We start from the raw sequence: 24,207 nt of genomic DNA, 5'->3' as shown, positions 1-24,207 counted from the left end.
GCCCGGTCGTATCAACAAGAACGAATGACAAACGCCATGATTTAGCGGGGCCGGGCAATCCCCGGCCGACGGTTGCCGGGACTGGCGCACAAACGCCGAAGCCGGCTCACGACCGGCTTCGACAACCACCCGCTCACCTGCTGCGACGGGTCAGAGGGCGTCCTGGGAGTGACCTTCGGCCATGGCCACGATCACCTTGCGCGGGCCTTCGAACGGCGAGCGGGCATGGGCCGACAACATGTTGTCGAGCATCAGCACATCGCCCTCCTGCCACGGGAAGCTGATGGCGCATTCGTCGAGCACCGCACGTATCTGGCTCAACACTTCATCCTCGATGGGCGAACCGTCACCGTAGTAGACGTTACGCGGCAGGTCTTCTTCATCGACGATGTCCAGCAGGCTCTCGCGCACCTCCGGTTGCAGGTTGGAGATGTGGAACAGGTGCGCCTGATTGAACCAGACCATGTCCCCGGTGACCGGATGCCGGGCCACTGCCTGACAGGTCTGGCGGGTACGCAGTTCGCCGTCGTCCTTCCATTCGCAGACAATGCCGTGGGCCTGGCAGTAGGCCTCGACCTCGGCCTGGTCTTCGGTGTTGAACACATCTTCCCAGGCCACATCCAGGCCGTTGCCGAAGTTGCGCACATACATCAGACCCTTGCTGACGAAGCGCTCGCGGATCGCCAGCGGAATTCGTCGATACACTTCGCGACTGTCGGCAATCGGCGTTTCGCCGCCGGACCTGGCCGCGATCATGCTGTAGAACCAGATCTTCATCGGCCAGTCCCGGGAGTAGGCCTGCTCGTTGTGCAGCGGAATACTCTGGTGCGCCGGGTATTCGGTGGAGGTGTACACCCCCTGGGTCACGTTGGTCCGTGGCGTGGAGCCGAACTCATAGTTCAGCAGCGGATGGCCGAAGCTCGCCGCAAACTCGCGAAAGCGCTCCGCGCCCTCCAGCCGGAATCCACGAAACAGCACACCGCCGTCTTGCAGCAGATGCTTATCGACCAGCTCTTTCAATTCGTCGAACACCGCCAGCAAGTCGGTATCGGCGTCGCTCGCCTCCACCAGCAGCGGCAGGCGACCGCGATGCGGCAACAACGGACGGACGGAAAATCCCTCAGCAACAGCCATGACTGGCCTCCTCAAAACACTCGATTGGTGAACCGCGCTTTACAGCGCCGGTGCCGCCGACAGCGCATGGCGCCGGTGATGGGCTTCCAGGTGATTCTTGAGCGTGCGGATGACCCGGGCTTCATGCTCATGAATGAAAAAGTGCCCACCGGTCATCATGTCCACCGAGAAACTGCCCAGCGTCTCTTTGCTCCAGCCGATCAACTGTTCAGTGGTCGCCCGGTCTTCCTTGCCGCCCAGCACATGCACCGGGCAATTGAGCAGTGGCCGCTCGATCGGCGTGAAGCGTCCGCACATCATGAAATCGGCGCGCAGGACCGGCAGCGTCAGGCTCATCAGCTCCTGATTGGCCAGTACTTCTTCGCTGGTGCCCTGAAAGGTGCGCAGCTGTTCGATCAGCTCCTCGTCGCTGCGCGGCTCGGAAAAACCTCGGTCGTAATCGCTGCGCATGCTCGGGGCGGCGGTGCCGGAGGCGAACAGCGCCACCGGCTCGGGTGCACCAAGATCGCGAAAGGCGTGGGCCAGCTCGCACGCGAGCAGCGCACCCAGGCTATGCCCGAACAGCGCATAGGGCGCCTGCAGCGAAGGTTTATGCTCGCGAGCGAGTTGCCGGGCCAGGGCCCGCATGTCGATTTGCAGGGGTTCGTCGTAGCGCGCGCCGCGTCCGGGCAACTCCACCGGTTGCAGTTGCATCCACGACGGCAGCTGGCGCCGCCAGCGGCTGTAGACCATGGCGCTGGCGCCCGAATAGGGCAGGCACAGCAGTGTCAGCTTTGTCACCGCGTTTACCTCAATGGGTTATCTGTAAAAGAGAACGGATGAGGCACGACGGGAATTAGTCCGGGTGACGATCACTTCAAATGACGGAAACTCTGTACGGCCGAGCCCAGCACCACCGCCCCGGCGGCAATCGCCAGCCAGAAGCCGCTGCGGGCACCGAATGCGTCCACCAGCGCGCCGGAACCGGCAGCGCCGATGGCCACGCCGATGCTCAGACCGGTCACCAGCCAGGTCAGGCCTTCGGTGAGTTTGGCCGGCGGCACGATGCGCTCGATCAACGCCATCGCCACGATCAGGGTCGGGGAGAAGAACAGCCCGGCGATGAACACCGCGACGGCCAACCCGAAGATGTTGGTCGCCAGCAGCAACGGCAGCGTGGTCACCGCTGTCGCCAGACCGCCGTAGAGAAACAGGCGCGGCAACGGCAGCTTCGAGCGCATCGCACCGAAGGCGATACCCGCCAGACAGGAACCGATGGCGTACACCGACAACACGATGCTTGCCGCCGCCGGCTGACCCTGCTGCTGGGCGAACGCGACGCTGACCACATCCACCACGCCGACAATCACGCCCATGGCGAGCATCAACGCCAGCAGCCATTGCACGTCGGTCGAGCGAATGATCGAGCCTTGATGCTCTGATTCGTGCGGATGTACCGGCGGCTCGGTGCTGCGCTGGGCGACGAATGCCGTGACGCCGATGGCCAGCATCAACAGTGCCGCCAGCGGTCCGGCCTCGGGAAACACACCGACGCACAAGCCTACCGACAGCGGCGGGCCGACGATAAAGCAGACTTCGTCGAGCACCGACTCCAGCGCATAAGCGGTCTGCAACTGCGGCTGGCCGCGATAGATTTCGGTCCAGCGCGCCCGCGCCATCGCCGACATGCTCGGCATGCAACCGGCGAGTGCGGCGCAGACAAACAACGTCCAGGTCGGCGCCTGCAAGCGGGTGCACAACAGCAACATCAGCAGCGCGCCCCCGCCGATCAGCGCCGCCACCGGCAGCACTCGCCCCTGACCGAAACGGTCCACCAGCCGCGACACCTGCGGCGCGCAAAACGCCGTGGCCAACGCAAACGTCGCCGCCACCCCACCCGCCAGCGCGTAGCCGCCGGTCAATTGCGAGAGCATGGTGATTACGCCGATGCCGGTCATGGAAATCGGCATGCGCGCGATCATCGCGGCAATCACAAAAGCCCGGGCGCCGGGGGCGTTGAACAGTTCGCGGTAAGGGTTTGCCATCGGATGCAGCCTCATCAGGGTCGGCCAAGTTGCCACAAAGCCTGACGGCCGGGGAAGCAAGGAATTGTTGGTGGAATGTGAAGTCCCCAACGCACGCAGGGCCAATCGCTGCCGCATAAACCTGTCGATGATTTCATGTACGCGGATGAACTCTCGCCGCCGCCCATCAGTCAGCTAATTAAGCTCTCAACCCAAGGCGCGACCCTGCATGCAGACTTCCCTCGCCCGTCAGGTGGCACTGGTCACCGGCGCCAGTTCCGGCATCGGCCACGGCGCCGCCAAAGCCCTGGCCGCTGCCGGTGCCGCCGTGGTCATCAACTACAACCGGCAGGCCGAACCCGCCGAAGCATTGGCCCGGCAGATCGTCGCCGACGGTGGTCAGGCCATTGCCATCGGTGCCGATGTTTCGCAGGAAGAGGACGTGGAGCGACTGTTCCAGCAGACCCTCGACGCCTTCGGAACACTGGACATTCTGGTGGCCAATTCCGGCCAGCAAAAAGACGCGGCGGCTGTGGATATGTCGCTGGCCGACTGGAATGCGGTGATCGGCATCAACCTCACCGGCCAGTTCCTTTGCGCCCGCGCCGCGCTACGCATCTTCAATCGCCAGGGCGTGCGCGAAGGCGTGTCGCGAGCCGCCGGCAAGATCATCCACATGAGCTCGGTGCACCAGCGCATTCCCTGGGCCGGGCACGTTAACTACGCAGCGTCCAAGGGCGGCGTCGATCAATTGATGCAGACCCTGGCCCAGGAAGTCAGCCACCAGCGCATCCGCATCAACGGCATCGCGCCGGGGGCGATCCGCACGGCCATCAATAAAGACGCCACCGAAGGCGACGCCGCCCAGGCCCTGCTCAAACTCATCCCTTACGGGCGCATCGGCGATGTCGAGGACGTGGCCAACGCGGTGGTATTTCTCGCCTCCGATGCCTCCGACTACATCGTCGGCACCACCCTGTTCATCGACGGCGGCATGAGCCTCTATCCGGAGTTCCGTGGCAATGGCTGAGCATCAATCCGAACGACAAAGCCCCATCGACGCCCACGGCATCATTGGCGACATGCGCAGCGCCGCGCTGGTCAATGACAAGGGCAGCGTGGATTTTTTCTGCTGGCCGGAGTTCGACAGTCCGTCGATCTTCTGTTCGCTGCTCGATACCCCCGACGCGGGGATTTTCCAGTTGGCTCCGGATCTGCCCGATGCCCGACGCGAGCAGATTTACCTGCCGGACACCAACGTCCTGCAAACCCGCTGGCTCAGCGATCACGCCGTGGTGGAAATCACCGACCTGCTGCCGATTGGCGACAACGACGATGCCTTGCCGCTGTTGATGCGCCGAGTGCGGGTGGTCAGCGGGCAGGCGACGTTTCATCTGCGCTGCGCGGTGCGGCATGACTACGCCCGCGCTGAGACCCGCGCCGTCATCGATAAACAGGATGTGCTGTTCAGCGCCAGCGGGCAGCCGACGCTGCGCCTGGCCTCGGATCAAACCCTGAACGTCGATAACAATGCGGCGGCTGCGCAATTCACCCTCAAACAGGATCAAACGGCGGCGTTCATGCTCGGCGCCAGCGACGATCCGCGCTTTGCCGAAGGCGCCGCGCAGCTGTGCATCGAACGCACGCTGAAGTTCTGGCGCGACTGGATCGGCCAGTCCAACTATCGCGGTCGCTGGCGGGAAATGGTCAACCGCTCGGCCCTCGCTCTGAAGTTGCTGACCTCACGCCAGCACGGCGCAATTCTCGCTGCCGCCACCTTCGGCCTGCCGGAAACACCCGGCGGCGAACGCAACTGGGACTACCGCTACACCTGGATCCGCGACGCCTCGTTCACCGTTTACGCTTTCATGCGCCTGGGCTTTGTCGACGAAGCCAATGCCTACATGCGCTGGCTGCGCGGGCGGGTCAGCGATTGCAGCGGCCAGTCGTCGATGAAGCTGAACATCCTCTATGCGATCGACGGCCGCCAGGAACTGCCGGAAACCGAACTCACGCATTTGTCCGGCCATGGCGGCGCGAAACCGGTACGGATCGGCAATGGCGCCTACGACCAGATTCAACTGGATATCTTCGGCGAACTGATGGACGCCGTTTATCTGGTCAACAAATACGGCGACGCGATTTCCCACGAAGGCTGGAACCATGTGATGGAAGTGGTCGATCAGGTCTGTGAGACCTGGCAGACCAAGGACGTAGGCATCTGGGAAATGCGCGGTGAGCAACATCACTTTCTGCACTCACGGCTGATGTGCTGGGTGGCGCTGGACCGGGCCATCCGCCTGGCCTCGAAACGCTCGCTGCCGGCGCCCTTCGCCCGCTGGGACCAGACCCGTCAGGCGATTCATGCCGACATCTGGGACAACTTCTGGAACGAAGAGCGCGGGCATTTCGTGCAGTACCAGGGCGGCACGGCGCTGGACGGCTCGATGTTGCTGATGCCGTTGGTGAGGTTCGTCAGCGCCAAGGATCCGAAATGGCTGGCGACGCTGGAAGCCATCGAAAAACACTTGGTGCGTGACGGCATGGTTTATCGCTATCGCAACGACGATGCGGGTATCGACGGATTGTCCGGCACCGAAGGCGCCTTCGCCGCGTGTTCATTCTGGTACGTGGAATGTCTGGCCCGCGCCGGGCAAGTAGAAAAGGCCCACCTGGAATTCGAACAATTGCTGCGCTACGCCAATCCGCTGGGGTTGTACGCGGAAGAGTTCGACAACCGAGGCCGGCATCTGGGCAACACACCACAGGCGCTGACGCATCTGGCACTGATCAGTGCAGCGAGTTTTCTGGATCGCAAGCTGAGTGGGGAGAAAAATTACTGGCAGCCGTAGTCATCCTTCTTCGCCAGTGCCTGTAAGAAAGATCTCAACTCCGATCGCCGTTTGTAGGATGACTACCTACGAACGGCAAACACCCCCGAGCCTTGCGGTTGAAGGGCTGGCCCACACAATCGATTCCTTTCGATACAACTTGTTGATGGCACGGCCTACAGAAACCTGCCAACCCCGTTAACGCTTGGCCCACAACTCACACTTACACCCCGAAATACCTTGTTGCCAGCTGTTACATCGCCCCCTACCATCCACCGCAACGGGCACAGCGGAGCTGTCCAATAAAAACCCGATTCAAGGAACCAGAATGAGCCAACGCATCCACCGCCTGATCGACACCCCACTGCGCACCGGCCTCAAGCGCGACGAACTGTGGGAAGCCGCCGACAAGGGCCTGATCAAATGCTGGGAAATCGGCCGCCAGCGCGCCGCCCGTTTCCCCGACCTCGCCCAACGCTGCAGTGCCGATGAACTGCCGGTACTGGGCTGGAAAGGCGGGGTCAGTCGCAGCCTGAAGAAGAATGAAAAATACGGATCGCTGAAATACCTGGCCCAGTGGCAAGGGTTGCGTGGGGAAGATCTGGATATTGATCTGGGCGCCGAGCGGGTCATGACCTGCTCGCGGACGAAAATGGTGGTGACGTTTACGCCGGATCGCAGTAAGTATTTCAATCAGGTGGCGGAAGCCGAGGTGTAAGGAGACTTTCCATGACCCGTGCCGAAATCCGATTCAGCCACACCCCAAGCCTGACCATCGGCTATGAGCATCACGGCCCGGAAAACGGCACGCCGGTCATCCTCCTCCACGGCTTCCCCTACTCCCCCCGCGCCTACGACGAAATCGCCCCGCCCCTCGCTGCCCTGGGCTACCGGGTGATCGTGCCGTACTTGCGCGGTTACGGCCCGACCCGTTTCAACAGCCCGGACACGCCGCGTTCCGGCCAGCAAGCGGCGCTGGCGCAGGATCTGCTGGATCTGATGGATGCACTGGGGATCGAACAAGCGACATTGTGCGGTTACGACTGGGGCGGTCGGGCGGCGTGCATTGTGGCGGCGTTGTATCCCGAGCGCGTGCGCGGGTTGGTGACGGGCGATGGCTATAACCTGCAAGACATTCCGAATTCGATCCAGCCGCTGGATCCGCAGAGCGAGCATCGCTACTGGTATCAGTACTACTTCCATACGCCCCGTGGCGTTGAAGGGCTGACGCAAAACCGGCGGGCGCTGTGCGAGTTGCTCTGGCAGTTGTGGTCACCGACCTGGGCGCGGAACGCCGAGCGTTATCCGCTGAGCGCGCCGGCGTTCGATAACCCGGACTTCGTCGAGGTGGTGATTCACTCTTATCGCCATCGCTTCATGTATGCGCCGGGCGATCCGGCGCTGGAGTGGATGGAGCAGGCGCTGGAGAAACAACCGGCGATCGGCGTGCCGACGATTTCGCTGTGCGGTGCGGATGATGGCGTTGGCCCGGCGCCGGAAGACGATGAAGATGCCCACCACTTCACCGGGATTTACGAGCGGCGGGTGCTGGCGGGTGTCGGGCATAACATTCCCGAGGAAGCGCCGGGCGAAACGCTCAAGGCATTACTGGATCTGCTCCAGCGCTGACCGAAAACCGCTCCCGATAAGCCTGCGGCGTCACACCCATGGCCCGCAGGAAACTGCGTCTCAAGGTTTCTTCACTGCCAAATCCACAATTCGCCGCCACCCGTTTGATCGGCAATCCGGTGTCGCTCAGCAATCGGCGGGCGGTTTCGACGCGGATCAGTTCGATGGCCCGGGCCGGGGTCTGGCCGGTGTCGGCGCGGTAGTGGCGCACGAAGCTGCGTTCGCTCATGCCGGCCTGTTCCGCGAGGGTCGGGATGCCCAAGTCGCAGGTCAGGTGTTCGGCGATCCACGCGTGCAGATCATCGAAGCGGTTGCCCTGTTTTTGCAGCGACAGCGTCACGCTGAATTGCGACTGCCCGCCCGGGCGTTTGAGGAACACCACCAGTTGCCGGGCGACGTCCAGGGCCATGTCGCGGCCGAGATCGTCTTCGACCATGGCCAGCGCCAGGTCGATGCCGGCGGTGACGCCCGCCGAGGTCCAGACCGGGCCGTCGTTGATGAAGATCGGATTGGGCTCGACCTGCAAACGCGGGTGTTGCTGTGCCAGTTGCTCGCAGCGGGTCCAGTGGGTGACGACCCGACGACCGTCGAGCCAGCCGCTGGCGGCCAGTAGAAATGCGCCGGTGCAGACCGAGGCCACGCGTCGACAACCATTTGCATGCTCACGTACCCAACTCACCAACTCGGCATCTTCGGCAGCGGCGTAAACGCCCCAGCCGCCGGCAATGATCAGCGTATCGCTGGGCTGTTTCGGCAGCGGCTCGGCCAACATCGCCAACCCGGCGGAAGAGCTCACCGCCCCGCCACCGCTGGCGATGACTGTTGGCGCATAGGGCGCAGGCAAACCCTGCTGGCGGGCGATGTCGTTGGCCGAGGCGAAGACCTGCAACGGCCCGGTGACATCGAGCAATTGCACATTGGCGAACGCGAGGACATGGATGGTTTTCGGCATTTGGCGTAATTCGTGGGCTGATTGGCGTATGCGCCAAAACCTACGCGCCTACAGTTAAGCCGTCTACCCCCCTTTTCACGGAGAAGAACCATGGCGTTGCAGATCGGTTTTCTGTTGTTTCCCCAGGTGCAGCAACTCGACCTGACCGGCCCTTATGACGTGCTGGCCTCGTTGCCGGACATGCAGGTGCATCTGGTCTGGAAGGATCTGGTGCCGGTCACCGCCAGCACCGGGCTGGTGCTGAAACCGACCACCACCTTCGAGGATTGCCCGGCTCTGGATGTGATCTGCGTTCCCGGCGGTGCGGGCGTCGGGCCGTTGATGGAAGATGAACAGACGCTGGCGTTCATCAAGGCGCAAGCGGCGCAGGCGCGGTACGTGACGTCGGTGTGCACCGGTTCGCTGGTGCTCGGCGCGGCGGGTCTGTTGCAAGGTAAGCGGGCGACCACGCACTGGGCTTATCACGATCTGCTGCCGACGCTGGGCGCGATTGCGGTGAAGGATCGGGTGGTGCGTGACGGCAATCTGTTCACCGGGGGCGGCATTACGGCGGGGATCGATTTTGCCCTGACCTTGGCGCAAGAACTGGTCGGTGTCGACACGGCGCAACTGGTGCAGTTGCAGCTGGAATATGCGCCGGCGCCGCCGTTTGATTCGGGCAGCCCGGAGACGGCGCCGAGTGCGGTTGTCGATGAGGCGCGCAAGCGTGCGGCACCTTCGCTGAAGTTGCGCACGGAAATCACCGAACGTGCGGCGGCGAAATTGAACCTGCGCTGATCTTTCAGCCTTAAGCAAATCCCTGTGGGAGCTGGCTTGCCAGCGATAGCGGTGAGTCAGTCAATGAAGATGTCGACTGTGCAGACGCCATCGCTGGCAAGCCAGCTCCCACAGATCACAGGTCTCAGTGTCAGCCACAGGTTTGCGAGTTGTCCCGGTTTCTCGCCACACCTTCACTTGTCCCCTCGCCCCCACCCGTGTAGAAAGCCTGTCCACAAATCGTGCACAAGGACTTTCCATGACAGCTCTGCCATGGCTCTATCTCGGGCTTCTCAGCCTAGGTTACGGATTGGCGCTGAGTTTCGGCCAGCTCGGCTGGCTGGCGCTGATCTCCATTGCACTGCTGGTTTTCGCCGGTTACGCCGTGCGCCAGCAAACCATGCCGGTCGGGCGTTATCTCGGCCATGGCCTGTTTATCGTGTTGGCCCTGGCGCTGGCCCTGCACTGGCTGCCGGGTTTCTACAACGGCCGGGCCATCGAGCCGCAGCGCTTCACCGACAACGCCGTTCCGTTCTCGATGTACCTGAATCTCGACAAACCGCTGATTGGGTTCTGGCTGCTACTGGTCTGCCCGTGGATCGTCGCGCGTCGTTCGTTGCGCCTGACGGTTTACGCCACCGCGCTGGCACTGACGTTGAGTGTGATTCTGGCGCTGGGCGGTGCGGTGTTGCTGGGCATGATCACCTGGGCGCCGAAATGGCCGGATCAGGCGTGGCTGTGGGTGCTGAACAATCTGCTGCTGGTGACGCTGGTCGAAGAGGCGCTGTTTCGCGGCTATATCCAGGGCGGCCTCAGTCGGCGTTTCCAACATCTGCCCTACGGCGAAAACCTCGCGCTGCTGCTGGCGTCCCTGTTGTTCGGCCTGGTGCATGTGGGCGCCGGCTGGCAATGGGTGTTGCTGGCGAGCCTGGCGGGTGTCAGCTATGGTCTGGCCTACCGTTTTGGCGGGCTCGGCGCGGCGATCGCCACGCATTTTGGCCTGAACCTGCTGCACTTCGGCCTGTTCACCTATCCGATGCTCGCGGGTTGAAGCAAGGGCCGTTTTGCGACGCCGTACTTATAAATGAAAAAAAATTTCAATAAATGGCCGACCCCGCCGACAACCTTTCAAAGCCTTGCGGATTGAAAAACCATGCGTAACAACCAGCCCATTACACAACGCGAACGGACTTTCCCGGCTCAGCAACGGTTGATTTCCACAACCGACGCCAAGGGCGTGATCACCTACTGCAACGACGCTTTCGTCGAAATCAGCGGGTTTTCGCGTGAGGAACTGATCCGTGCGCCGCACAACCTGGTTCGTCACCCTGACGTGCCGGCGGCGGTGTTTTCGCACATGTGGGGCACACTGAAACAAGGCTTGCCATGGATGGGCATTGTCAAGAATCGCTGCAAGACCGGTGATCATTACTGGGTGAATGCCTATGTAACGCCGGTGTTCGACGGCAATCAGGTGGTCGGTTACGAGTCGGTGCGGGTCAAACCCACCGCCGAACAGATCCGCCGTGCCGAAGCGCTCTACCAACGCATCAACCAGGGCAAGTCGGCGATTCCTTCGAGCGACAAGTGGCTGCCGATTGTGCAGGACTGGCTGCCGTTCATTCTGGTCAGCCAGTTGAGCTTCATGATCGGCGCCACCCTGAACTCGCAGTGGGGCTTCGCCCTCGCCGCCGGTCTGTCGGTGCCGCTGGGCCTGCTGGGCCTGCAATGGCAACAACGCGGGCTCAAGCGCCTGCTGCGTCTGGCCGAGCAGACCACCTCCGACCCGTTGATCGCGCAGATGTACACCGACAGCCGTGGCGCCCAGGCGCGTCTGGAAATGTCGATCCTCAGCCAGGAAGCGCGCCTGAAAACCTGCCTGACCCGTCTGCAGGACACCGCCGAGCACCTGACCGATCAGGCCAAACAGTCCGACGCCCTGGCGCACAACAGCTCCAGCGGTCTGGAACGTCAGCGCGTGGAAACCGAACAGGTCGCCACCGCCGTCAACCAGATGGCCGCCACCACGCAAGAAGTGGCGAGCCACGTCCAGCGCACCGCCGACGCCACTCAGGAAGCCAATCGTCTGACCGGCCGCGGCCGCGACATCGCCGGCGAAACCCGCGAAGCCATCCAGCGCCTGTCGGTCGTGGTCGGTGAAACCGGCCTGACCGTCACCCAACTGGCCAAGGACAGCGACGAAATCGGCGGCGTGGTCGACGTGATCAAAGGCATCGCCGATCAGACCAACCTGCTGGCCCTCAACGCTGCGATTGAAGCAGCCCGCGCCGGCGAGATGGGTCGTGGTTTTGCCGTGGTCGCCGACGAAGTCCGCCAACTGGCGCAACGCACCAGCGAATCCACCGGCCAGATCCACGCCCTGATCGCCAAGTTGCAGCAGACAGCGTCCAGCGCCGTACAAACCATGGAAGCCGGCCATCGCCAGGCGGAAGAAGGTGTAGCGCGGGTTCTGGAAGCGGACCAGGCCTTGGTCGGCATCAGCGAAGCGGTGGCCAACATCACCGACATGACCACCCAGATCGCCGCCGCGACCGAAGAGCAAAGTGCCGTGGCTGAAGAAATCAGCCGCAACATCAGCAACATCTCGGAACTGGCGGACCAGACCTCGGAACAGGCGCATAACTCGGCGTTGCTGAGTGAAGAGCTGACCAAGACTGCCAACACGCAATACTCGTTGGTGGAGCGGTTTAACCGCTGATTGGAATGGCAATACAAAAAACCCGGATAGCGAGAGCTTCCGGGTTTTTTATTGTGGCTAAACGTGTGACTACACATAGGGGCGCTATGCCCTACAAGAACACCAGAATCCGCTGACTGGTGCACCTGTGGGGTCGGCTCTATCGTTTGCCGGTAGAAATCCAATCCCTTAAGCTGGTCAGTATGAATACATCTCCTTTGGAGGCTCCGATGGCCACCACCAGAAAGATCGACAAGCCAGTCAAAAAAGTCATTCGCGATGAACTGACTTTTCTTGATGTCCGGCAAGCCGCGCGTGATGGGCAGAAAGCGTTCGATAAATATGTGATCACTGGCAAGCTACCCATAACAAAGTAGCCATAGATGCCAGCAGTCAAAATCTCTGCGCTTTTCGAACAAATCAACAACTGGAAAAACTTCGCCGCTCATTTTTATAACTACAAAGTGTGCGGTGAAATGCCCTCTATTTTTGGGCGAGACGAACGACTCGACCTCAGCGATATGCATCACATCCACCTGGCCAGCACCCAAGCGACCCAGTCACGGTGGGCAAAAATAGACCGCCAGTATTATCGAACTGCGTTGGTTGATGATCCTGACAACGACTTCTGGCTTATCTACGCCTACGACGCTTTCCGGGATGAATATCTTTTGCTGACAATCACAGGCCCGGATGCCCATAACCGGAGTGAGTGGGGTTCATTTCTGCGAACGGTGCATAGCGAGATTGTTGAGCCGTGGATCGTGGGAAAAGTCATCTATTCCGACCTTGAGGACTTTTGATCAGTTGGCTGGCCAATTCTTGGAACTCGCCTGTAGCAAGGCAATAAAAAACCCGGATAGCTAGAGCTTCCGGGTTTTTTATTGCCTTGCTACTTACTCCTTCGGCACAAGGTTATCCAGCGCCTGATTCACCGCCAACTCGCCCAACATCACCACTTGCGCAATGCCCAACAGGGTCTTGCGGTTCGGCCCTTCCAGCAGGCCGGCGAAGTCACCGAGCATGACCGTGGCTGACGCGAGGGATTCGCAGGCGTTGGCCAGCAAGGACTCCGTGTCGGTTTGCGGGTTGACCATGAACATGTCGTTGGGGGTGTAAGGCGTGGCCATGATCCGGGCTGCCGGGGTCAGGTAATAGTCGAGGGCGCGTTCGGCGGCGTCGTGGAGTTTTCTTGAATCGGGAAATTCGTAGGGGGACACCGGATCTTCTAACGGTGGAATGACGGTCTTGGACATCAGCTGGAATTCCGGAGAAGAGTCGCTTGAGGATTTTTATCGACGGCTGCCAGGCAGTGAGGGGACAAGCCCCTCACCGAGGCGGCAACTACCGCGAGACGTGATGGTTATCCAGCACACGATTGACCAGCAGCTCACTCAGCATGATGACCTGCTGCAGAATCTGCATCGCCTTGCGCTGCGACGGATCGACGGTGTCGCCAAGGTCCCGAGCCATGTCACTGGCCGACGACAGCGTTTCGCACGCTTCGACCAGCAGCGTTTCGTCATCCATTGTTGGATTGACCAGATAGATCTTGCCGGGCTTGCGCGATGGTTTGGACGTCTTCTGCGCCCCAGGATCGAGGTAATGATTGATCGCCCGCTCGGTGGCCGTTTTTATGTTTTCGGCTTCGAGTGCGGCGTCGTAGGGGATTGAATCGGTTTCTGGCGGGTTTGGTGTGGCTTTGAACATAGATAGAACTCCAATTCGAAAAAATAGGAGCCATCACCCTCGCTACCAAACGGCGGGTGGCGGCCATGCGCGGGTTGGTAGACCGGTCGAATTGGGAAACCCGGCGCTCACGAATGAGCCCCACGCATGCCCACCATACAAAGCTGCACCTCAGAAAAGAGACAGCATTGAAGGTGTCGCAATAACCACAACTCGAATCGGGCTACCAAACCCAGCCACTTTTCAGTGACAGGGAAACGATATAGCCCCCTCCAAGCTGCGTAAGCCGGCGGATTCTGGCGTACGCGTAGGCAACGACGCAAGGTGTTGTAGCCCTTATGGCGTAACGGTTCGTGTACTTTAAACGTGGTTACGCGATCGTGTTTATGCGCTGGAAATGCCGGGCTGTGGGAGCTTTTAGTTTTGGTGGCGTGTCAGTGAAACCTTCCCCCCTCACCCTAGCCCTCTCCCGGAGGGAGAGGGGACTGACCGAGTTGTTTGGGCGAGGTACGCCGACGTGGGATACCGAGGTGAACTCAGGTTTTTGAAAGCACCTCAATCTGCCTCTCACCTAAGGGAGAGGGACTGACCGAGGTGCGTGGGCGAGGGACGCCGACGTGGGATTCCGAGTTGAACTCAAGCTTGAAAGCACCCCATTCGGCTCCCTCTCCTTGGGGAGAGGGCTGGGGTGAGGGGTAGGCTCGACACTGAAACCAAACCGTTCGCCAAACCATTCAAAACGATGAGCGTTAGCTCGAGTACCGCTTTTGATCTTGATCCACGGGCGACGTCGGAAGGCTGAGTGGAGGGATTTATCCGGGGGTGGGAGCGCAGCGACCGTTTGGCGAAGCCAAACACATCGAGAGGAGGTGCAGCGAAGCAAACCGTAGGCGATGCCCCCCGGATGAATCCCGGAGCGAAGGAACCCCGAGCCTTAGCGAGCGGGTCGGACGTAGGAGCAAGCGTTTTTGGTTACTTTTTAGGCGTTTGTAAAAAGTGACCCGCCGTAAGGGCGGAACCCTAGGTGGCCGTTACCGCAGCAACGGATATGCACACAGATCGAAAAATGTGTCGCGTTCAAGATCGATCCCCCTCACCCCAGCCCTCTCCCCCAAGGGGGCGAGGGGGAAAGGGAGCCGATCTTCATCTGGTTCAGAATTTCGGTACCCCCTTGAGAAACACAGCTACTTTCTGTGCGGCGCTGGCCAAATGCTGTTCGTGGGTAAACCCGGAAACCTTCAATGGCTTGAGGTCATGATCGCCGGCCGCTAGCCAAGTCACCTCAATACTAGGTGACAAGGTGTAAGCCTCAACCGCCTCCCGATTCCCCAGAGCATCCCGTTCCCCCTGAACAATCAACGTCCGAGTCTGCAAAGAAGCCAAATGCTCAACCCGAGGCTTCTCCGGTTTCCCAACCGCATAAAACGGATAACCCAGACAAACCAACGCATCAGCGCCAAGCTCATCAGCCAGCAAACTCGCCATCCGCCCCCCCATGGACTTCCCGCCAATCGCGAGCGGACCAGCGACATGAAGTCGCACCAAGCCATAAACCTCACGCCAACATTCCAGCAACTTCGGCGCCGGATTCGGCGGACGTTTGCCGCCATCAACCCGCCGCTGCGCCATATAAGGAAACTCAAACCGCAACACATTCACCCCAAGCCAGGCAAGGCGCCCAGCCATATCCGTCATCCACTCACTGTCCATCGGCGCCCCCGCCCCATGCGCGAGAATGAGCGTCGCCGAAGCCTCCCCAACAGCCGCATCCCAAAGCCACCCGTGATCCCGCAGGCACTGCGCCCATTGATCCCCGTCAATACTGGCCTTGTGCTGTTTGTCCATGCTTGCCTCGCTTTTAGTCTGCCTATAACTCCAGGCGAAGGACGCGCTGTTGGCGCTCACTTCGGCTGAACCGTGGATGGGGAACCATGAACACTTCTATCAGTACCGCCTACAACTACAAGGTGGTCCGCCAATTCGCCATTATGACGGTGGTGTGGGGCATCGTCGGCATGGGGCTCGGGGTTTTTCTCGCGGCTCAATTGGTCTGGCCCGAACTCAACTTCAACCTGCCGTGGACCAGCTTCGGACGCCTGCGCCCGCTGCACACCAACGCGGTGATCTTCGCGTTCGGCGGCTGTGCCTTGTTCGCCAGTTCGTTCTACTCGGTGCAGCGCACCTGCCAGACCCAGCTGTTTGCGCCGAAAGTCGCCGCGTTCTGCTTCTGGGGCTGGCAACTGGTGATCCTGCTGGCAGCCATCAGCCTGCCACTGGGTTACACCAGCTCCAAGGAATACGCCGAGCTGGAATGGCCGATCGACATCCTGATCACCATCGTCTGGGTCGCCTACGCCATCGTGTTCTTCGGCACGATCATGCAGCGCAAGACCAAACACATTTATGTGGGCAACTGGTTCTTCGGCGCGTTCATCATCACCGTGGCGATCCTGCACATCGTCAACAACCTTGAGTTGCCGGTGAGTTTCACCAAGTCCTACTCGGTGTACGCCGGTGCGACCGACGCGATGGTGCAATGGTGGTACGGCCACAACGCCGTAGGCTTTTTCCTCACCGCCGGCTTCCTCGGGATGATGTACTACTTCGTGCCGAAACAGGCCGAACGTCCGGTGTATTCGTATCGCCTGTCGATCGTGCACTTCTGGGCGCTGATCACCTTGTACATCTGGGCCGGCCCGCACCACTTGCACTACACCGCGCTGCCGGACTGGGCGCAGTCGCTGGGCATGGTGATGTCGCTGGTACTGCTGGCACCGAGCTGGGGCGGCATGATCAACGGCATGATGACCCTCTCGGGCGCCTGGCATAAGTTGCGCAGCGACCCGATCCTGCGCTTCCTCGTGGTGTCGCTGGCGTTCTACGGCATGTCGACCTTCGAAGGTCCGATGATGGCGATCAAGACTGTCAACGCCCTCTCCCACTACACCGACTGGACCATCGGCCACGTACACGCCGGCGCGCTCGGCTGGGTGGCGATGATTTCCATCGGCGCGCTGTACCACATGATCCCGAAAATCTTCGGCAAAGAGCAGATGCACAGCATCGGCCTGATCAACGCGCACTTCTGGCTCGCGACTATCGGCACCGTGCTCTACATCGCCTCGATGTGGGTCAACGGCATCGCCCAGGGCCTGATGTGGCGTGCGGTGAACGAGGACGGCACGCTGACCTACTCCTTCGTCGAAACCCTGGTGGCCAGCCACCCTGGCTTCGTCGTGCGGCTGATTGGCGGGGCGATCTTCCTCAGCGGCATGTTCCTGATGGCTTACAACACCTGGCGCACCGTGCGGGCCTCGCAGCCTGCTGACGTCGTTGCTGCCGCGCAGATGGCCTGAGGAGTCCGCCATGAAACACGAAACGATTGAAAAGAACGTCGGCCTGCTGATGCTGCTGATGGTGTTCGCCGTGAGCATCGGCGGCCTGACCCAGATCGTCCCGCTGTTCTTCCAGGACGTGACCAACAAACCGGTGGAAGGCATGAAGCCCTACACCGCGCTGCAACTGGAAGGCCGCGACATCTACATCCGCGAAGGCTGCGTCGGTTGCCACTCGCAGATGATCCGTCCGTTCCGCGCCGAAACCGAACGCTACGGGCACTACTCGGTGGCCGGCGAGAGCGTGTGGGATCACCCGTTCCTGTGGGGCTCGAAACGTACCGGTCCGGACCTGGCCCGGGTCGGCGCGCGCTACTCGGATGACTGGCACCGCGCGCACTTGTACAACCCGCGCAACGTTGTACCGGAATCAAAAATGCCGGCCTACCCATGGCTGGTCACCCAACCGGTCGACAGCAGCCACACCGAAACCAAGCTCAAGACCATGCGCACCCTCGGCGTGCCGTACACCGACGACGACATCAGCGGCGCGGTGGCCAGCCTCAAGGGCAAGACCGAAATGGACGCCCTCGTCTCCTACCTGCAAGTGCTCGGCACTGCGATCAAGAGCAAGAGGTGAGAAATGGTCTTTGAAATGAGCGCGGGGCTAATACGCGGCCTCGGCACGGTCGTGGTGTTCGTGGCCTTCGTCGGCCTGACCCTGTGGGTATTCAACCGCAAGCGCACGCCGGAATTCGCCGAAGCACGCCTGCTGCCGTTTGCCGACGAGCCGCAACCCGACACTACCCAAGTTAATGAAACAAGGAGTACCCGGCCATGACCACCTTCTGGAGTACGTGGATCTGCGTACTGACCATCGGCAGCCTGATCGGCCTGACCTGGCTGCTGGTCGGCACCCGTCGGGGCGAAACCAAGGGCAGCGTCGACCAGACCATGGGCCACAGCTTCGACGGCATCGAGGAGTACGACAACCCGCTGCCGCAGTGGTGGTTCATGCTGTTCGCCGGCACGCTGGTGTTTTCCGTGGGTTATCTGATCCTTTATCCGGGCCTGGGCAACTGGAAAGGCATCCTGCCCGGCTACGAGGACGGCTGGACCGGCGTCCACGAGTGGGAAAAGGAAATGAGCAAGGCCGACGCCAAATTCGGGCCGATCTTCGCCAAGTTCGCCGCGATGCCGGTGGAAGAAGTGGCGAAGGATCCGCAGGCGCTGAAAATGGGTGGCCGTCTGTTCGCCTCCAATTGCTCGGTGTGCCACGGCTCGGACGCCAAGGGCGCGTTCGGTTTCCCTAACCTCGCCGACAAGGACTGGCGTTGGGGCGGTAGCGCCGACACCATCAAGACCACCATCATGGGTGGCCGGATGGCGGCGATGCCGGCGTGGGGTGAAGTGCTGGGCGAGACTGGCGTGAAAAACGTCGCCGCCTATGTGCGTCATGAACTGGCGGGGCTGCCACTGCCGGCGGACAACAAGGCTGATCTCCAAGCGGGTCAGCAGGCGTTCAGCACAACCTGCACTGCCTGTCACGGGGCAAACGGCCAAGGCACCGAAGCCATGGGCGCGCCGAACCTGACGCACCCGGCCGGTTTCATCTACGGCACCAGCCTGACCCAGCTCGAGCAGACCATTCGCCATGGCCGTCAAGGCCACATGCCCGCTCAGAACGAGCTGCTGGGCAACGATAAAGTGCAACTGCTCGCCGCTTACGTATACAGTCTGTCAAAAAATACTGAGCAGTTGAGCGACAAGCTTCAAGCTGAAAGCTCCAAGTAAAATCACAAGCAATGTATACAATCCTGCAGGCGACATGATTCGTCTTGTCGCTTGCAGCTTGCAGCTTGCAGCTGCTTCCTTTTGTCGCACCCCTTCACCCGCTCTCCTTTCGGTTACCCGGATTCGGGTCTACGCTTGCTCGATGCGGACTGGCCCGTGCCGGTTCCAGGTCGACCCCGAGCGAGGCGTTGAACGAATCGGCTGACTGACATGGCCGCAAAGGCCGGTAGATACCGGCTGTCGTGCCAATTACCGTCCGTCACCCGAACCGAGCGTTCGAACACACCCCGTTACATCCGACCGGGACCCCTCGCTTTTTTCGTCCGCTGCGACATTTTGCCCGAGGGCAATTTTGTCCTTACGCGGCGCATGGAAAGGCCGCAGAATCAGCGTTGGAAAGCATTGACCCAGGTCATGGCGCGTTGCATTGACCCCCTGCTTTCTACATACTTGCGGCCGATTTTAATCCTAATAAAACACCCAAACCGTGGAACCTTAGAATGAGCACAGCAATCAGTCCGACTGCTTATAACTATAAGGTAGTCCGCCAGTTCGCCATCATGACGGTGGTCTGGGGGATCCTTGGCATGGGGCTTGGTGTCTTCATCGCCTCGCAACTGGTCTGGCCGGAGTTGAATTTCGGTCTGCCGTGGACGAGCTTTGGACGCCTGCGCCCGTTGCACACAAACCTGGTGATTTTCGCCTTCGGTGGTTGTGCACTGTTTGCCACTTCCTACTATGTCGTGCAGCGAACCTGCCAGACGCGACTGATTTCCGACAGCCTCGCGGCCTTCACCTTCTGGGGATGGCAAGCGGTGATCGTCGGCGCGATCATTACCTTGCCGCTGGGTTACACCACCACCAAGGAATACGCGGAACTGGAATGGCCGATCGCCATTCTTCTGGCCATTGTCTGGATTTCCTACGGGCTGGTGTTCTTCGGCACCATCACCAAGCGCAAGACCAAGCACATCTATGTCGGCAACTGGTTCTACGGTGCGTTCATCGTGGTGACCGCGATGCTGCACATCGTCAACCACATGTCGCTGCCGGTCAGCCTGTTCAAGTCCTACTCGGCCTACTCGGGCGCCACCGACGCGATGATCCAGTGGTGGTACGGCCACAACGCCGTGGGCTTCTTCCTGACCACCGGCTTCCTGGGGATGATGTACTACTTCGTGCCGAAACAGGCCGAACGTCCGATCTACTCTTATCGTCTGTCGATCGTGCACTTCTGGGCGCTGATCACCCTGTACATCTGGGCCGGCCCGCACCACCTGCACTACACCGCACTGCCGGACTGGGCACAGTCGCTGGGCATGGCGATGTCGATCATCCTGCTGGCACCGAGCTGGGGCGGCATGATCAACGGCATGATGACCCTGTCGGGCGCCTGGCATAAGCTGCGCACCGACCCGATCCTGCGCTTCCTCGTGGTATCGCTGGCGTTCTACGGCATGTCGACCTTCGAAGGTCCGATGATGGCGATCAAGACCGTCAACTCGCTGTCGCACTACACCGACTGGACCATCGGCCACGTACACGCCGGCGCGCTCGGCTGGGTAGCGATGATCTCGATCGGCGCGATCTACCACATGATCCCGAAACTGTTCGGCCGTGCGCAGATGCACAGCACCGGCCTGATCAACGCGCACTTCTGGCTCGCGACCATCGGTACCGTTCTGTACATCGCTTCGATGTGGGTCAACGGCATCACTCAGGGCCTGATGTGGCGTGCAATCAACGACGACGGCACCCTCACCTACTCGTTCGTCGAAGCGCTGCAGGCCAGCCACCCTGGCTACATCGTTCGCGCCCTGGGCGGTGCGTTCTTCGCCAGCGGCATGTTCCTGATGGCCTACAACGTGTGGCGCACCGTTCGCGCCTCGGACCCGGCTGAAGCTGAAGCCGCCGCCAAGATCGCCGTAGTTGGAGCTCACTGATGAAGCATGAAGCTGTCGAGAAGAATATTGGCCTGCTGGCCTTCTTCATGGTCATCGCCGTCAGCGTCGGTGGCCTGACCCAAATCGTTCCGCTGTTCTTCCAGGATGTCACCAACAAGCCGGTCGAAGGCATGAAGCCGCGCACCGCCCTTGAACTGGAAGGCCGCGACGTTTACATCGCCAACGGCTGTGTCGGCTGCCACTCGCAGATGATCCGTCCGTTCCGTGCCGAAACCGAACGCTACGGCCACTACTCGGTCGCCGGTGAAAGCGTCTGGGATCACCCGTTCCTGTGGGGTTCCAAACGTACCGGCCCAGACCTGGCCCGTGTCGGCGGTCGTTACTCCGATGACTGGCAGCGTGCGCACTTGTACAACCCGCGCAACGTCGTGCCTGAGTCGAAAATGCCGGCTTACCCGTTCCTCGTGGAAAACAAGCTCGATGGCAAAGACACGGCCAAGAAAATGGAAGTGTTGCGCACGCTCGGCGTCCCTTACACCGACGAAGACATCGCCGGTGCAAGAGATGCCGTGAAGGGCAAAACCGAAATGGACGCGCTGGTGGCCTATCTGCAAGGCCTGGGCACCATCATCAAAAGCAAACGGTGATTCTGATGGATATCGGGATGATTCGAGGCCTGGGCACCGTTGTCGTGATGGTTGCCTTCATCGGCCTGGCGTTGTGGGTGTTCAGCCCCAAGCGCAAGTCGGAGTTTGAAGACGCGACCTTGCTGCCCTTCGCGGATGATCCCGAAGCCATCAAGCACGTCGAGCAAGCTTCTAGGAGTAACAAAGAATGACTACATTCTGGAGTCTGTACGTCACAGTCCTCAGTCTCGGTACGATCTTTTCCCTGACCTGGCTGTTGCTGTCGACCCGCAAGGGCCAGCGCACCGAGCAGACCGACGAGACCGTGGGCCACTCCTTCGACGGGATCGAGGAGTACGACAACCCGCTGCCGAAATGGTGGTTCATGCTGTTCGTGGGCACCATCGTCTTCGCTCTGGGTTATCTGGTGCTGTACCCGGGCCTGGGCAACTGGAAAGGCCTGCTGCCGGGTTACAACTACCTCGATACCGAGAAGCAGACCGCGTTCGCCAACGGCCAGACCGGCTGGACCGGCGTTCACGAGTGGGAAAAGGAAATGGCTCGCTCGGACGCCAAGTTCGGTCCGATCTTCGCCAAGTTCGCCGCCATGCCGATCGAAGAAGTGGCCAAGGATCCGCAAGCCCTGAAGATGGGTGGCCGCCTGTTCGCCTCCAACTGCTCGGTCTGCCACGGTTCCGACGCCAAGGGCGCTTATGGTTTCCCTAACCTGACCGACGCCGACTGGCGCTGGGGCGGCGAGCCGGAAACCATCAAGACCACCATCATGGGCGGTCGTCACGCGGTGATGCCGGCCTGGGCAGAAGTGATCGGCGAGCAAGGCGTGGCCGATGTAGCCGCATTCGTGCTGACCAACCTGGATGGCCGCAAGCTGCCGGAAGGCACCAAGGCAGATCCGGCCAACGGCCAGAAACTGTTCGCCGCCAACTGCGTGGCGTGCCACGGCCCGGCGGGTAAAGGTACGCCAGCCATGGGCGCACCTGACCTGACCCACCCGGCCGCGTTCATCTACGGTTCGAGCTTCGCCCAACTGCAGCAGACCATCCGTTACGGCCGTCAGGGCCAGATGCCTGCCCAGGAACAACTGCAAGGCAACGACAAGGTTCACCTGCTGGCGGCGTATGTTTACAGCCTGTCCCACGGTGAAAAACCAGCGGAAGCCGAGGCCCAGTAAGGCCAACGCTTGAAGCAAAAAACGGCCCCGCCCATGAGAATTGGCGGGGCCGTTTTGTTTCACCTCAGTGCTGATTCAAAGAATGTTGCCTCCACCGAGACTGTCCAGGCCTGAGGGCTTGCGCTGCTTGCCAGCGTCATCAGGCCGGTTGCTGTTCGGGCCACCCGGCTGCTTCGTGCCCTCTCCATCTTCAGCCGACTCAATCGTTCCCAAAGCCGCTTGCAGGTACGTGACGGCCAGGGAAGCCCCCGGAATGGCGCTATTGAGAATGACGTCCAATGCATCGATTTCTTTCTGAGTAATGCCAAGTGCCTTGATCTTGCTTTTGTTCATACGTTTCATCCTTGAAAAGTGTCAGCTGTCCCGGGCAACGCCAATAAAAGCGATGCCCAGGCAATTATTTACGGGCGACTGGCCCAGATGGATTTCACCGGAACCGTGTGCACGAATCGCGGCTTTTGCCATTCATTGTTCTCGACCAGGTTGACGTGCATTTGCTTGCCATCCTCGGTGAAGCTCGCCGTCAGGTAGGTCTGTTGGGAAGTCCCGCCGCTGAGAAAAACCGGGACTTTACCCCACCATTTTCTGGAGCCTCCCCGCGTGTGGTAGTGGCCGGCAAAAATGGCCGTGACCTCATACTTTTCGATCATGTCCTGAAAACGCTGCCACTGCTGCGCATCGCCCTCCCAGTCATCGGGCTTGTGCATATTGATGATGATTGCGTAACCCTGAGCCCGCGCAACCCTCAAGTCTTTCTCAAGCCAATCCAGGGACTGGCTGATTTTCATGTCGTGCAACGGATGTTTGAGTTGAACTTCGTAAGTAGGCTCATTGTTCAACTGAACAAGGTGCACCTGACCGATATTCTTCGAGTAGGCAAGACTGCCATCATACTGTTTGCCAAATCCGCCACCCGTCACACGCACATCAAAATCATCGACCTTGCCAGCATGATATTCATGGTATTCGACGATGCTGTTTACGGCGCAGCGATTACCCAGACAATCATCGACGTTATTCTGATAGTCATGATTCCCCAATCCATATAAATAATCACTGCCAAAGTATTTTTTCAGCGCGGACTTCATGTATGAAATCTGATAAGGATGACCGAAAGCCGTGATATCGCCGTTGATCATCAATGGCACTTCAGCCTGACCACCCATTTTGCCGCGAAACTCCACAATGCTCGCAAACTGGCTATCCACGAGCCATTTGGCGCGCTTTTCAAAATCCTCATCCGACTCTGCCTGGCCACTATCCGTTCTGTCCGTCCATGGGTACTGAGGATCCGATGCGAAAACCATATGCCGCGGCATCATTTCACTGGACAGCGCGAACGGTGCAAACAATACACACAGACACGCCACCAGCCTTGTTACTTCCTTGATAAACATACAGCTCAATCCTTGCTCATATAAATAATAGTTAAACTCAGCTGCGAACAGCCGCAGACGCAAACTATTCGAGAACGATGTTTATTTCAAATACCCGACAACCAGCAATTGATTTCATATATTTCAAGCCCGAGCAAAACACTTCATGCAACAACTAATACCCACAACACACAGCCCAACTTAACTATTCAATCGACTCTATAAAAAGTTAAACCTTCCAGCGCTTTTCAGCTTGAGACTTGCAATAACTCCGCCGGATGCCCCTGA

Annotated in this window: 26 protein-coding genes; 17 read left to right on the top strand and 9 right to left on the bottom strand. The window is 60.2% G+C overall.

Annotated features, from left to right (window positions below; genetic code table 11):
- Positions 1–150: 150 nt before the first annotated feature.
- The 3 genes from ABFB52_RS10560 to ABFB52_RS10550 all read right to left on the bottom strand — a co-directional run bounded on the left by ABFB52_RS10560 (position 151) and on the right by ABFB52_RS10550 (position 3,158).
- A complete protein-coding gene (locus ABFB52_RS10560; protein WP_129973112.1) occupies positions 151–1,134 on the bottom strand; it encodes a TauD/TfdA family dioxygenase in 984 nt (327 codons plus the stop codon).
- 39 nt (positions 1,135–1,173) lie between these two features.
- Entirely contained in the window at positions 1,174–1,914 is a 741-nt protein-coding gene (locus ABFB52_RS10555) for an alpha/beta fold hydrolase (protein WP_039770083.1), read from the bottom strand.
- A 71-nt stretch (positions 1,915–1,985) separates the two neighbouring features.
- The gene (locus tag ABFB52_RS10550; protein WP_129973111.1) at positions 1,986–3,158 is read right to left on the bottom strand and encodes an MFS transporter; all 1,173 of its coding nucleotides are present in this window, start codon (positions 3,156–3,158) and stop codon (positions 1,986–1,988) included.
- Between the two features lie 208 nt (positions 3,159–3,366).
- Here ABFB52_RS10550 and ABFB52_RS10545 point away from each other — a divergent pair, with 208 nt between their 5' ends.
- The 4 genes from ABFB52_RS10545 to ABFB52_RS10530 all read left to right on the top strand — a co-directional run bounded on the left by ABFB52_RS10545 (position 3,367) and on the right by ABFB52_RS10530 (position 7,597).
- Positions 3,367–4,167, top strand: coding sequence for an SDR family oxidoreductase (locus ABFB52_RS10545; protein ID WP_129973110.1), 801 nt, complete (start codon positions 3,367–3,369; stop codon positions 4,165–4,167).
- Entirely contained in the window at positions 4,160–5,989 is a 1,830-nt protein-coding gene (locus tag ABFB52_RS10540; RefSeq protein WP_129973109.1) for a glycoside hydrolase family 15 protein, read from the top strand. Before ABFB52_RS10545 ends, ABFB52_RS10540 begins: the two co-directional genes overlap by 8 nt.
- A 307-nt stretch (positions 5,990–6,296) precedes the next feature.
- On the top strand, positions 6,297–6,686 hold the full coding sequence (locus ABFB52_RS10535; protein WP_129973108.1) for a hypothetical protein: 390 nt from the start codon (positions 6,297–6,299) through the stop codon (positions 6,684–6,686).
- An 11-nt stretch (positions 6,687–6,697) separates the two neighbouring features.
- The gene (locus ABFB52_RS10530) at positions 6,698–7,597 is read left to right on the top strand and encodes an alpha/beta hydrolase (RefSeq protein WP_129973107.1); all 900 of its coding nucleotides are present in this window, start codon (positions 6,698–6,700) and stop codon (positions 7,595–7,597) included.
- Here the strand turns inward: ABFB52_RS10530 and ABFB52_RS10525 are convergent.
- Positions 7,566–8,549, bottom strand: coding sequence for a GlxA family transcriptional regulator (locus ABFB52_RS10525; RefSeq protein WP_129973106.1), 984 nt, complete (start codon positions 8,547–8,549; stop codon positions 7,566–7,568). The two genes, ABFB52_RS10530 and ABFB52_RS10525, sit on opposite strands and share 32 nt — an antisense overlap.
- A gap of 90 nt (positions 8,550–8,639) precedes the next feature.
- On the opposite strand from ABFB52_RS10525, the gene inhA reads away from it, so the two are divergent.
- The 5 genes from inhA (at position 8,640) to ABFB52_RS10500 (ending at position 12,806) form a co-directional block, all read left to right on the top strand.
- Positions 8,640–9,326: an isonitrile hydratase gene (gene inhA / locus ABFB52_RS10520; RefSeq protein WP_129973105.1), complete on the top strand. Its 687-nt coding sequence runs from the start codon at positions 8,640–8,642 to the stop codon at positions 9,324–9,326.
- Between the two features lie 238 nt (positions 9,327–9,564).
- Positions 9,565–10,356 carry a CPBP family intramembrane glutamic endopeptidase gene (locus ABFB52_RS10515; RefSeq protein ID WP_129973104.1) on the top strand — a complete coding sequence of 264 codons (792 nt, stop codon included), beginning with the start codon at positions 9,565–9,567 and terminating at the stop codon, positions 10,354–10,356.
- Positions 10,357–10,458: 102 nt separating this feature from the next.
- On the top strand, positions 10,459–12,024 hold the full coding sequence (locus ABFB52_RS10510; RefSeq protein ID WP_064594745.1) for a PAS domain-containing methyl-accepting chemotaxis protein: 1,566 nt from the start codon (positions 10,459–10,461) through the stop codon (positions 12,022–12,024).
- A 209-nt stretch (positions 12,025–12,233) separates the two neighbouring features.
- On the top strand, positions 12,234–12,380 hold the full coding sequence (locus ABFB52_RS10505; protein WP_165369536.1) for a hypothetical protein: 147 nt from the start codon (positions 12,234–12,236) through the stop codon (positions 12,378–12,380).
- A gap of 6 nt (positions 12,381–12,386) precedes the next feature.
- A complete protein-coding gene (locus ABFB52_RS10500) occupies positions 12,387–12,806 on the top strand; it encodes a type II toxin-antitoxin system YafO family toxin (RefSeq protein WP_102717701.1) in 420 nt (139 codons plus the stop codon).
- A gap of 93 nt (positions 12,807–12,899) precedes the next feature.
- On the opposite strand, the gene ABFB52_RS10495 is transcribed toward ABFB52_RS10500, so the two are convergent.
- The 3 genes from ABFB52_RS10495 to ABFB52_RS10485 form a co-directional block, all read right to left on the bottom strand.
- Positions 12,900–13,259, bottom strand: coding sequence for a DUF6124 family protein (locus tag ABFB52_RS10495; protein ID WP_007956335.1), 360 nt, complete (start codon positions 13,257–13,259; stop codon positions 12,900–12,902).
- A gap of 88 nt (positions 13,260–13,347) precedes the next feature.
- Complete coding sequence (locus ABFB52_RS10490) at positions 13,348–13,713, bottom strand: DUF6124 family protein (protein ID WP_085609007.1); 366 nt, start codon at positions 13,711–13,713, stop codon at positions 13,348–13,350.
- 1,131 nt (positions 13,714–14,844) lie between these two features.
- Positions 14,845–15,537, bottom strand: a complete 693-nt coding sequence (locus tag ABFB52_RS10485; protein WP_129973103.1) for an alpha/beta family hydrolase — start codon at positions 15,535–15,537, stop codon at positions 14,845–14,847.
- Between the two features lie 86 nt (positions 15,538–15,623).
- On the opposite strand from ABFB52_RS10485, the gene ccoN (ABFB52_RS10480) reads away from it, so the two are divergent.
- The 8 genes from ccoN (ABFB52_RS10480) to ccoP (ABFB52_RS10445) all read left to right on the top strand — a co-directional run bounded on the left by ccoN (ABFB52_RS10480) (position 15,624) and on the right by ccoP (ABFB52_RS10445) (position 22,543).
- Positions 15,624–17,048 (top strand): cytochrome-c oxidase, cbb3-type subunit I, encoded by a 1,425-nt coding sequence (gene ccoN / locus ABFB52_RS10480; protein ID WP_085747879.1) that lies wholly within the window; start codon positions 15,624–15,626, stop codon positions 17,046–17,048.
- Between the two features lie 10 nt (positions 17,049–17,058).
- A complete protein-coding gene (gene ccoO, locus ABFB52_RS10475; RefSeq protein ID WP_039770055.1) occupies positions 17,059–17,667 on the top strand; it encodes a cytochrome-c oxidase, cbb3-type subunit II in 609 nt (202 codons plus the stop codon).
- A 3-nt stretch (positions 17,668–17,670) separates the two neighbouring features.
- Positions 17,671–17,868 (top strand): cbb3-type cytochrome c oxidase subunit 3, encoded by a 198-nt coding sequence (locus tag ABFB52_RS10470; protein WP_129973102.1) that lies wholly within the window; start codon positions 17,671–17,673, stop codon positions 17,866–17,868.
- Positions 17,865–18,821 (top strand): cytochrome-c oxidase, cbb3-type subunit III, encoded by a 957-nt coding sequence (gene ccoP / locus ABFB52_RS10465; protein WP_129973101.1) that lies wholly within the window; start codon positions 17,865–17,867, stop codon positions 18,819–18,821. Before ABFB52_RS10470 ends, ccoP (ABFB52_RS10465) begins: the two co-directional genes overlap by 4 nt.
- A 500-nt stretch (positions 18,822–19,321) precedes the next feature.
- Positions 19,322–20,764 (top strand): cytochrome-c oxidase, cbb3-type subunit I, encoded by a 1,443-nt coding sequence (ccoN, locus tag ABFB52_RS10460; RefSeq protein ID WP_129973100.1) that lies wholly within the window; start codon positions 19,322–19,324, stop codon positions 20,762–20,764.
- Complete coding sequence (gene ccoO, locus ABFB52_RS10455; protein WP_011333287.1) at positions 20,764–21,372, top strand: cytochrome-c oxidase, cbb3-type subunit II; 609 nt, start codon at positions 20,764–20,766, stop codon at positions 21,370–21,372. The genes ccoN (ABFB52_RS10460) and ccoO (ABFB52_RS10455) overlap by 1 nt, the downstream gene beginning before the upstream one ends.
- A 5-nt stretch (positions 21,373–21,377) precedes the next feature.
- Positions 21,378–21,563 (top strand): CcoQ/FixQ family Cbb3-type cytochrome c oxidase assembly chaperone, encoded by a 186-nt coding sequence (locus tag ABFB52_RS10450; RefSeq protein ID WP_003175465.1) that lies wholly within the window; start codon positions 21,378–21,380, stop codon positions 21,561–21,563.
- Complete coding sequence (gene ccoP / locus ABFB52_RS10445; RefSeq protein WP_102717707.1) at positions 21,560–22,543, top strand: cytochrome-c oxidase, cbb3-type subunit III; 984 nt, start codon at positions 21,560–21,562, stop codon at positions 22,541–22,543. The genes ABFB52_RS10450 and ccoP (ABFB52_RS10445) overlap by 4 nt, the downstream gene beginning before the upstream one ends.
- A gap of 75 nt (positions 22,544–22,618) precedes the next feature.
- On the opposite strand, the gene ABFB52_RS10440 is transcribed toward ccoP (ABFB52_RS10445), so the two are convergent.
- A complete protein-coding gene (locus tag ABFB52_RS10440; RefSeq protein ID WP_129973099.1) occupies positions 22,619–22,876 on the bottom strand; it encodes a hypothetical protein in 258 nt (85 codons plus the stop codon).
- 68 nt (positions 22,877–22,944) lie between these two features.
- Complete coding sequence (locus tag ABFB52_RS10435; RefSeq protein WP_129973098.1) at positions 22,945–23,940, bottom strand: metallophosphoesterase; 996 nt, start codon at positions 23,938–23,940, stop codon at positions 22,945–22,947.
- Positions 23,941–24,207 lie beyond the last annotated feature (267 nt).

The organism is Pseudomonas sp. 9.2(2024), from assembly GCF_039695385.1.
GTDB classification, from domain to species: domain Bacteria; phylum Pseudomonadota; class Gammaproteobacteria; order Pseudomonadales; family Pseudomonadaceae; genus Aquipseudomonas; species Aquipseudomonas paraglycinae.
The sequence above is the reverse complement of the archived record's forward strand: the minus strand, read 5'-3'. Positions and strand labels throughout refer to the sequence as shown.

Coding starts and splice junctions, on each gene's coding strand:
- ABFB52_RS10560 (WP_129973112.1), bottom strand. CDS start 1,134: ATGGCTGTTGCTGAGGGATTTTCCGTCCGTCCGTTGTTGCCGCATCGC.
- ABFB52_RS10550 (WP_129973111.1), bottom strand. CDS start 3,158: ATGGCAAACCCTTACCGCGAACTGTTCAACGCCCCCGGCGCCCGGGCT.
- ABFB52_RS10545 (WP_129973110.1), top strand. CDS start 3,367: ATGCAGACTTCCCTCGCCCGTCAGGTGGCACTGGTCACCGGCGCCAGT.
- ABFB52_RS10540 (WP_129973109.1), top strand. CDS start 4,160: ATGGCTGAGCATCAATCCGAACGACAAAGCCCCATCGACGCCCACGGC.
- ABFB52_RS10535 (WP_129973108.1), top strand. CDS start 6,297: ATGAGCCAACGCATCCACCGCCTGATCGACACCCCACTGCGCACCGGC.
- ABFB52_RS10530 (WP_129973107.1), top strand. CDS start 6,698: ATGACCCGTGCCGAAATCCGATTCAGCCACACCCCAAGCCTGACCATC.
- ABFB52_RS10525 (WP_129973106.1), bottom strand. CDS start 8,549: ATGCCGAAAACCATCCATGTCCTCGCGTTCGCCAATGTGCAATTGCTC.
- inhA (WP_129973105.1), top strand. CDS start 8,640: ATGGCGTTGCAGATCGGTTTTCTGTTGTTTCCCCAGGTGCAGCAACTC.
- ABFB52_RS10515 (WP_129973104.1), top strand. CDS start 9,565: ATGACAGCTCTGCCATGGCTCTATCTCGGGCTTCTCAGCCTAGGTTAC.
- ABFB52_RS10510 (WP_064594745.1), top strand. CDS start 10,459: ATGCGTAACAACCAGCCCATTACACAACGCGAACGGACTTTCCCGGCT.
- ABFB52_RS10505 (WP_165369536.1), top strand. CDS start 12,234: ATGGCCACCACCAGAAAGATCGACAAGCCAGTCAAAAAAGTCATTCGC.
- ABFB52_RS10500 (WP_102717701.1), top strand. CDS start 12,387: ATGCCAGCAGTCAAAATCTCTGCGCTTTTCGAACAAATCAACAACTGG.
- ABFB52_RS10495 (WP_007956335.1), bottom strand. CDS start 13,259: ATGTCCAAGACCGTCATTCCACCGTTAGAAGATCCGGTGTCCCCCTAC.
- ABFB52_RS10490 (WP_085609007.1), bottom strand. CDS start 13,713: ATGTTCAAAGCCACACCAAACCCGCCAGAAACCGATTCAATCCCCTAC.
- ABFB52_RS10485 (WP_129973103.1), bottom strand. CDS start 15,537: ATGGACAAACAGCACAAGGCCAGTATTGACGGGGATCAATGGGCGCAG.
- ccoN (WP_085747879.1), top strand. CDS start 15,624: ATGAACACTTCTATCAGTACCGCCTACAACTACAAGGTGGTCCGCCAA.
- ccoO (WP_039770055.1), top strand. CDS start 17,059: ATGAAACACGAAACGATTGAAAAGAACGTCGGCCTGCTGATGCTGCTG.
- ABFB52_RS10470 (WP_129973102.1), top strand. CDS start 17,671: ATGGTCTTTGAAATGAGCGCGGGGCTAATACGCGGCCTCGGCACGGTC.
- ccoP (WP_129973101.1), top strand. CDS start 17,865: ATGACCACCTTCTGGAGTACGTGGATCTGCGTACTGACCATCGGCAGC.
- ccoN (WP_129973100.1), top strand. CDS start 19,322: ATGAGCACAGCAATCAGTCCGACTGCTTATAACTATAAGGTAGTCCGC.
- ccoO (WP_011333287.1), top strand. CDS start 20,764: ATGAAGCATGAAGCTGTCGAGAAGAATATTGGCCTGCTGGCCTTCTTC.
- ABFB52_RS10450 (WP_003175465.1), top strand. CDS start 21,378: ATGGATATCGGGATGATTCGAGGCCTGGGCACCGTTGTCGTGATGGTT.
- ccoP (WP_102717707.1), top strand. CDS start 21,560: ATGACTACATTCTGGAGTCTGTACGTCACAGTCCTCAGTCTCGGTACG.
- ABFB52_RS10440 (WP_129973099.1), bottom strand. CDS start 22,876: ATGAACAAAAGCAAGATCAAGGCACTTGGCATTACTCAGAAAGAAATC.
- ABFB52_RS10435 (WP_129973098.1), bottom strand. CDS start 23,940: ATGTTTATCAAGGAAGTAACAAGGCTGGTGGCGTGTCTGTGTGTATTG.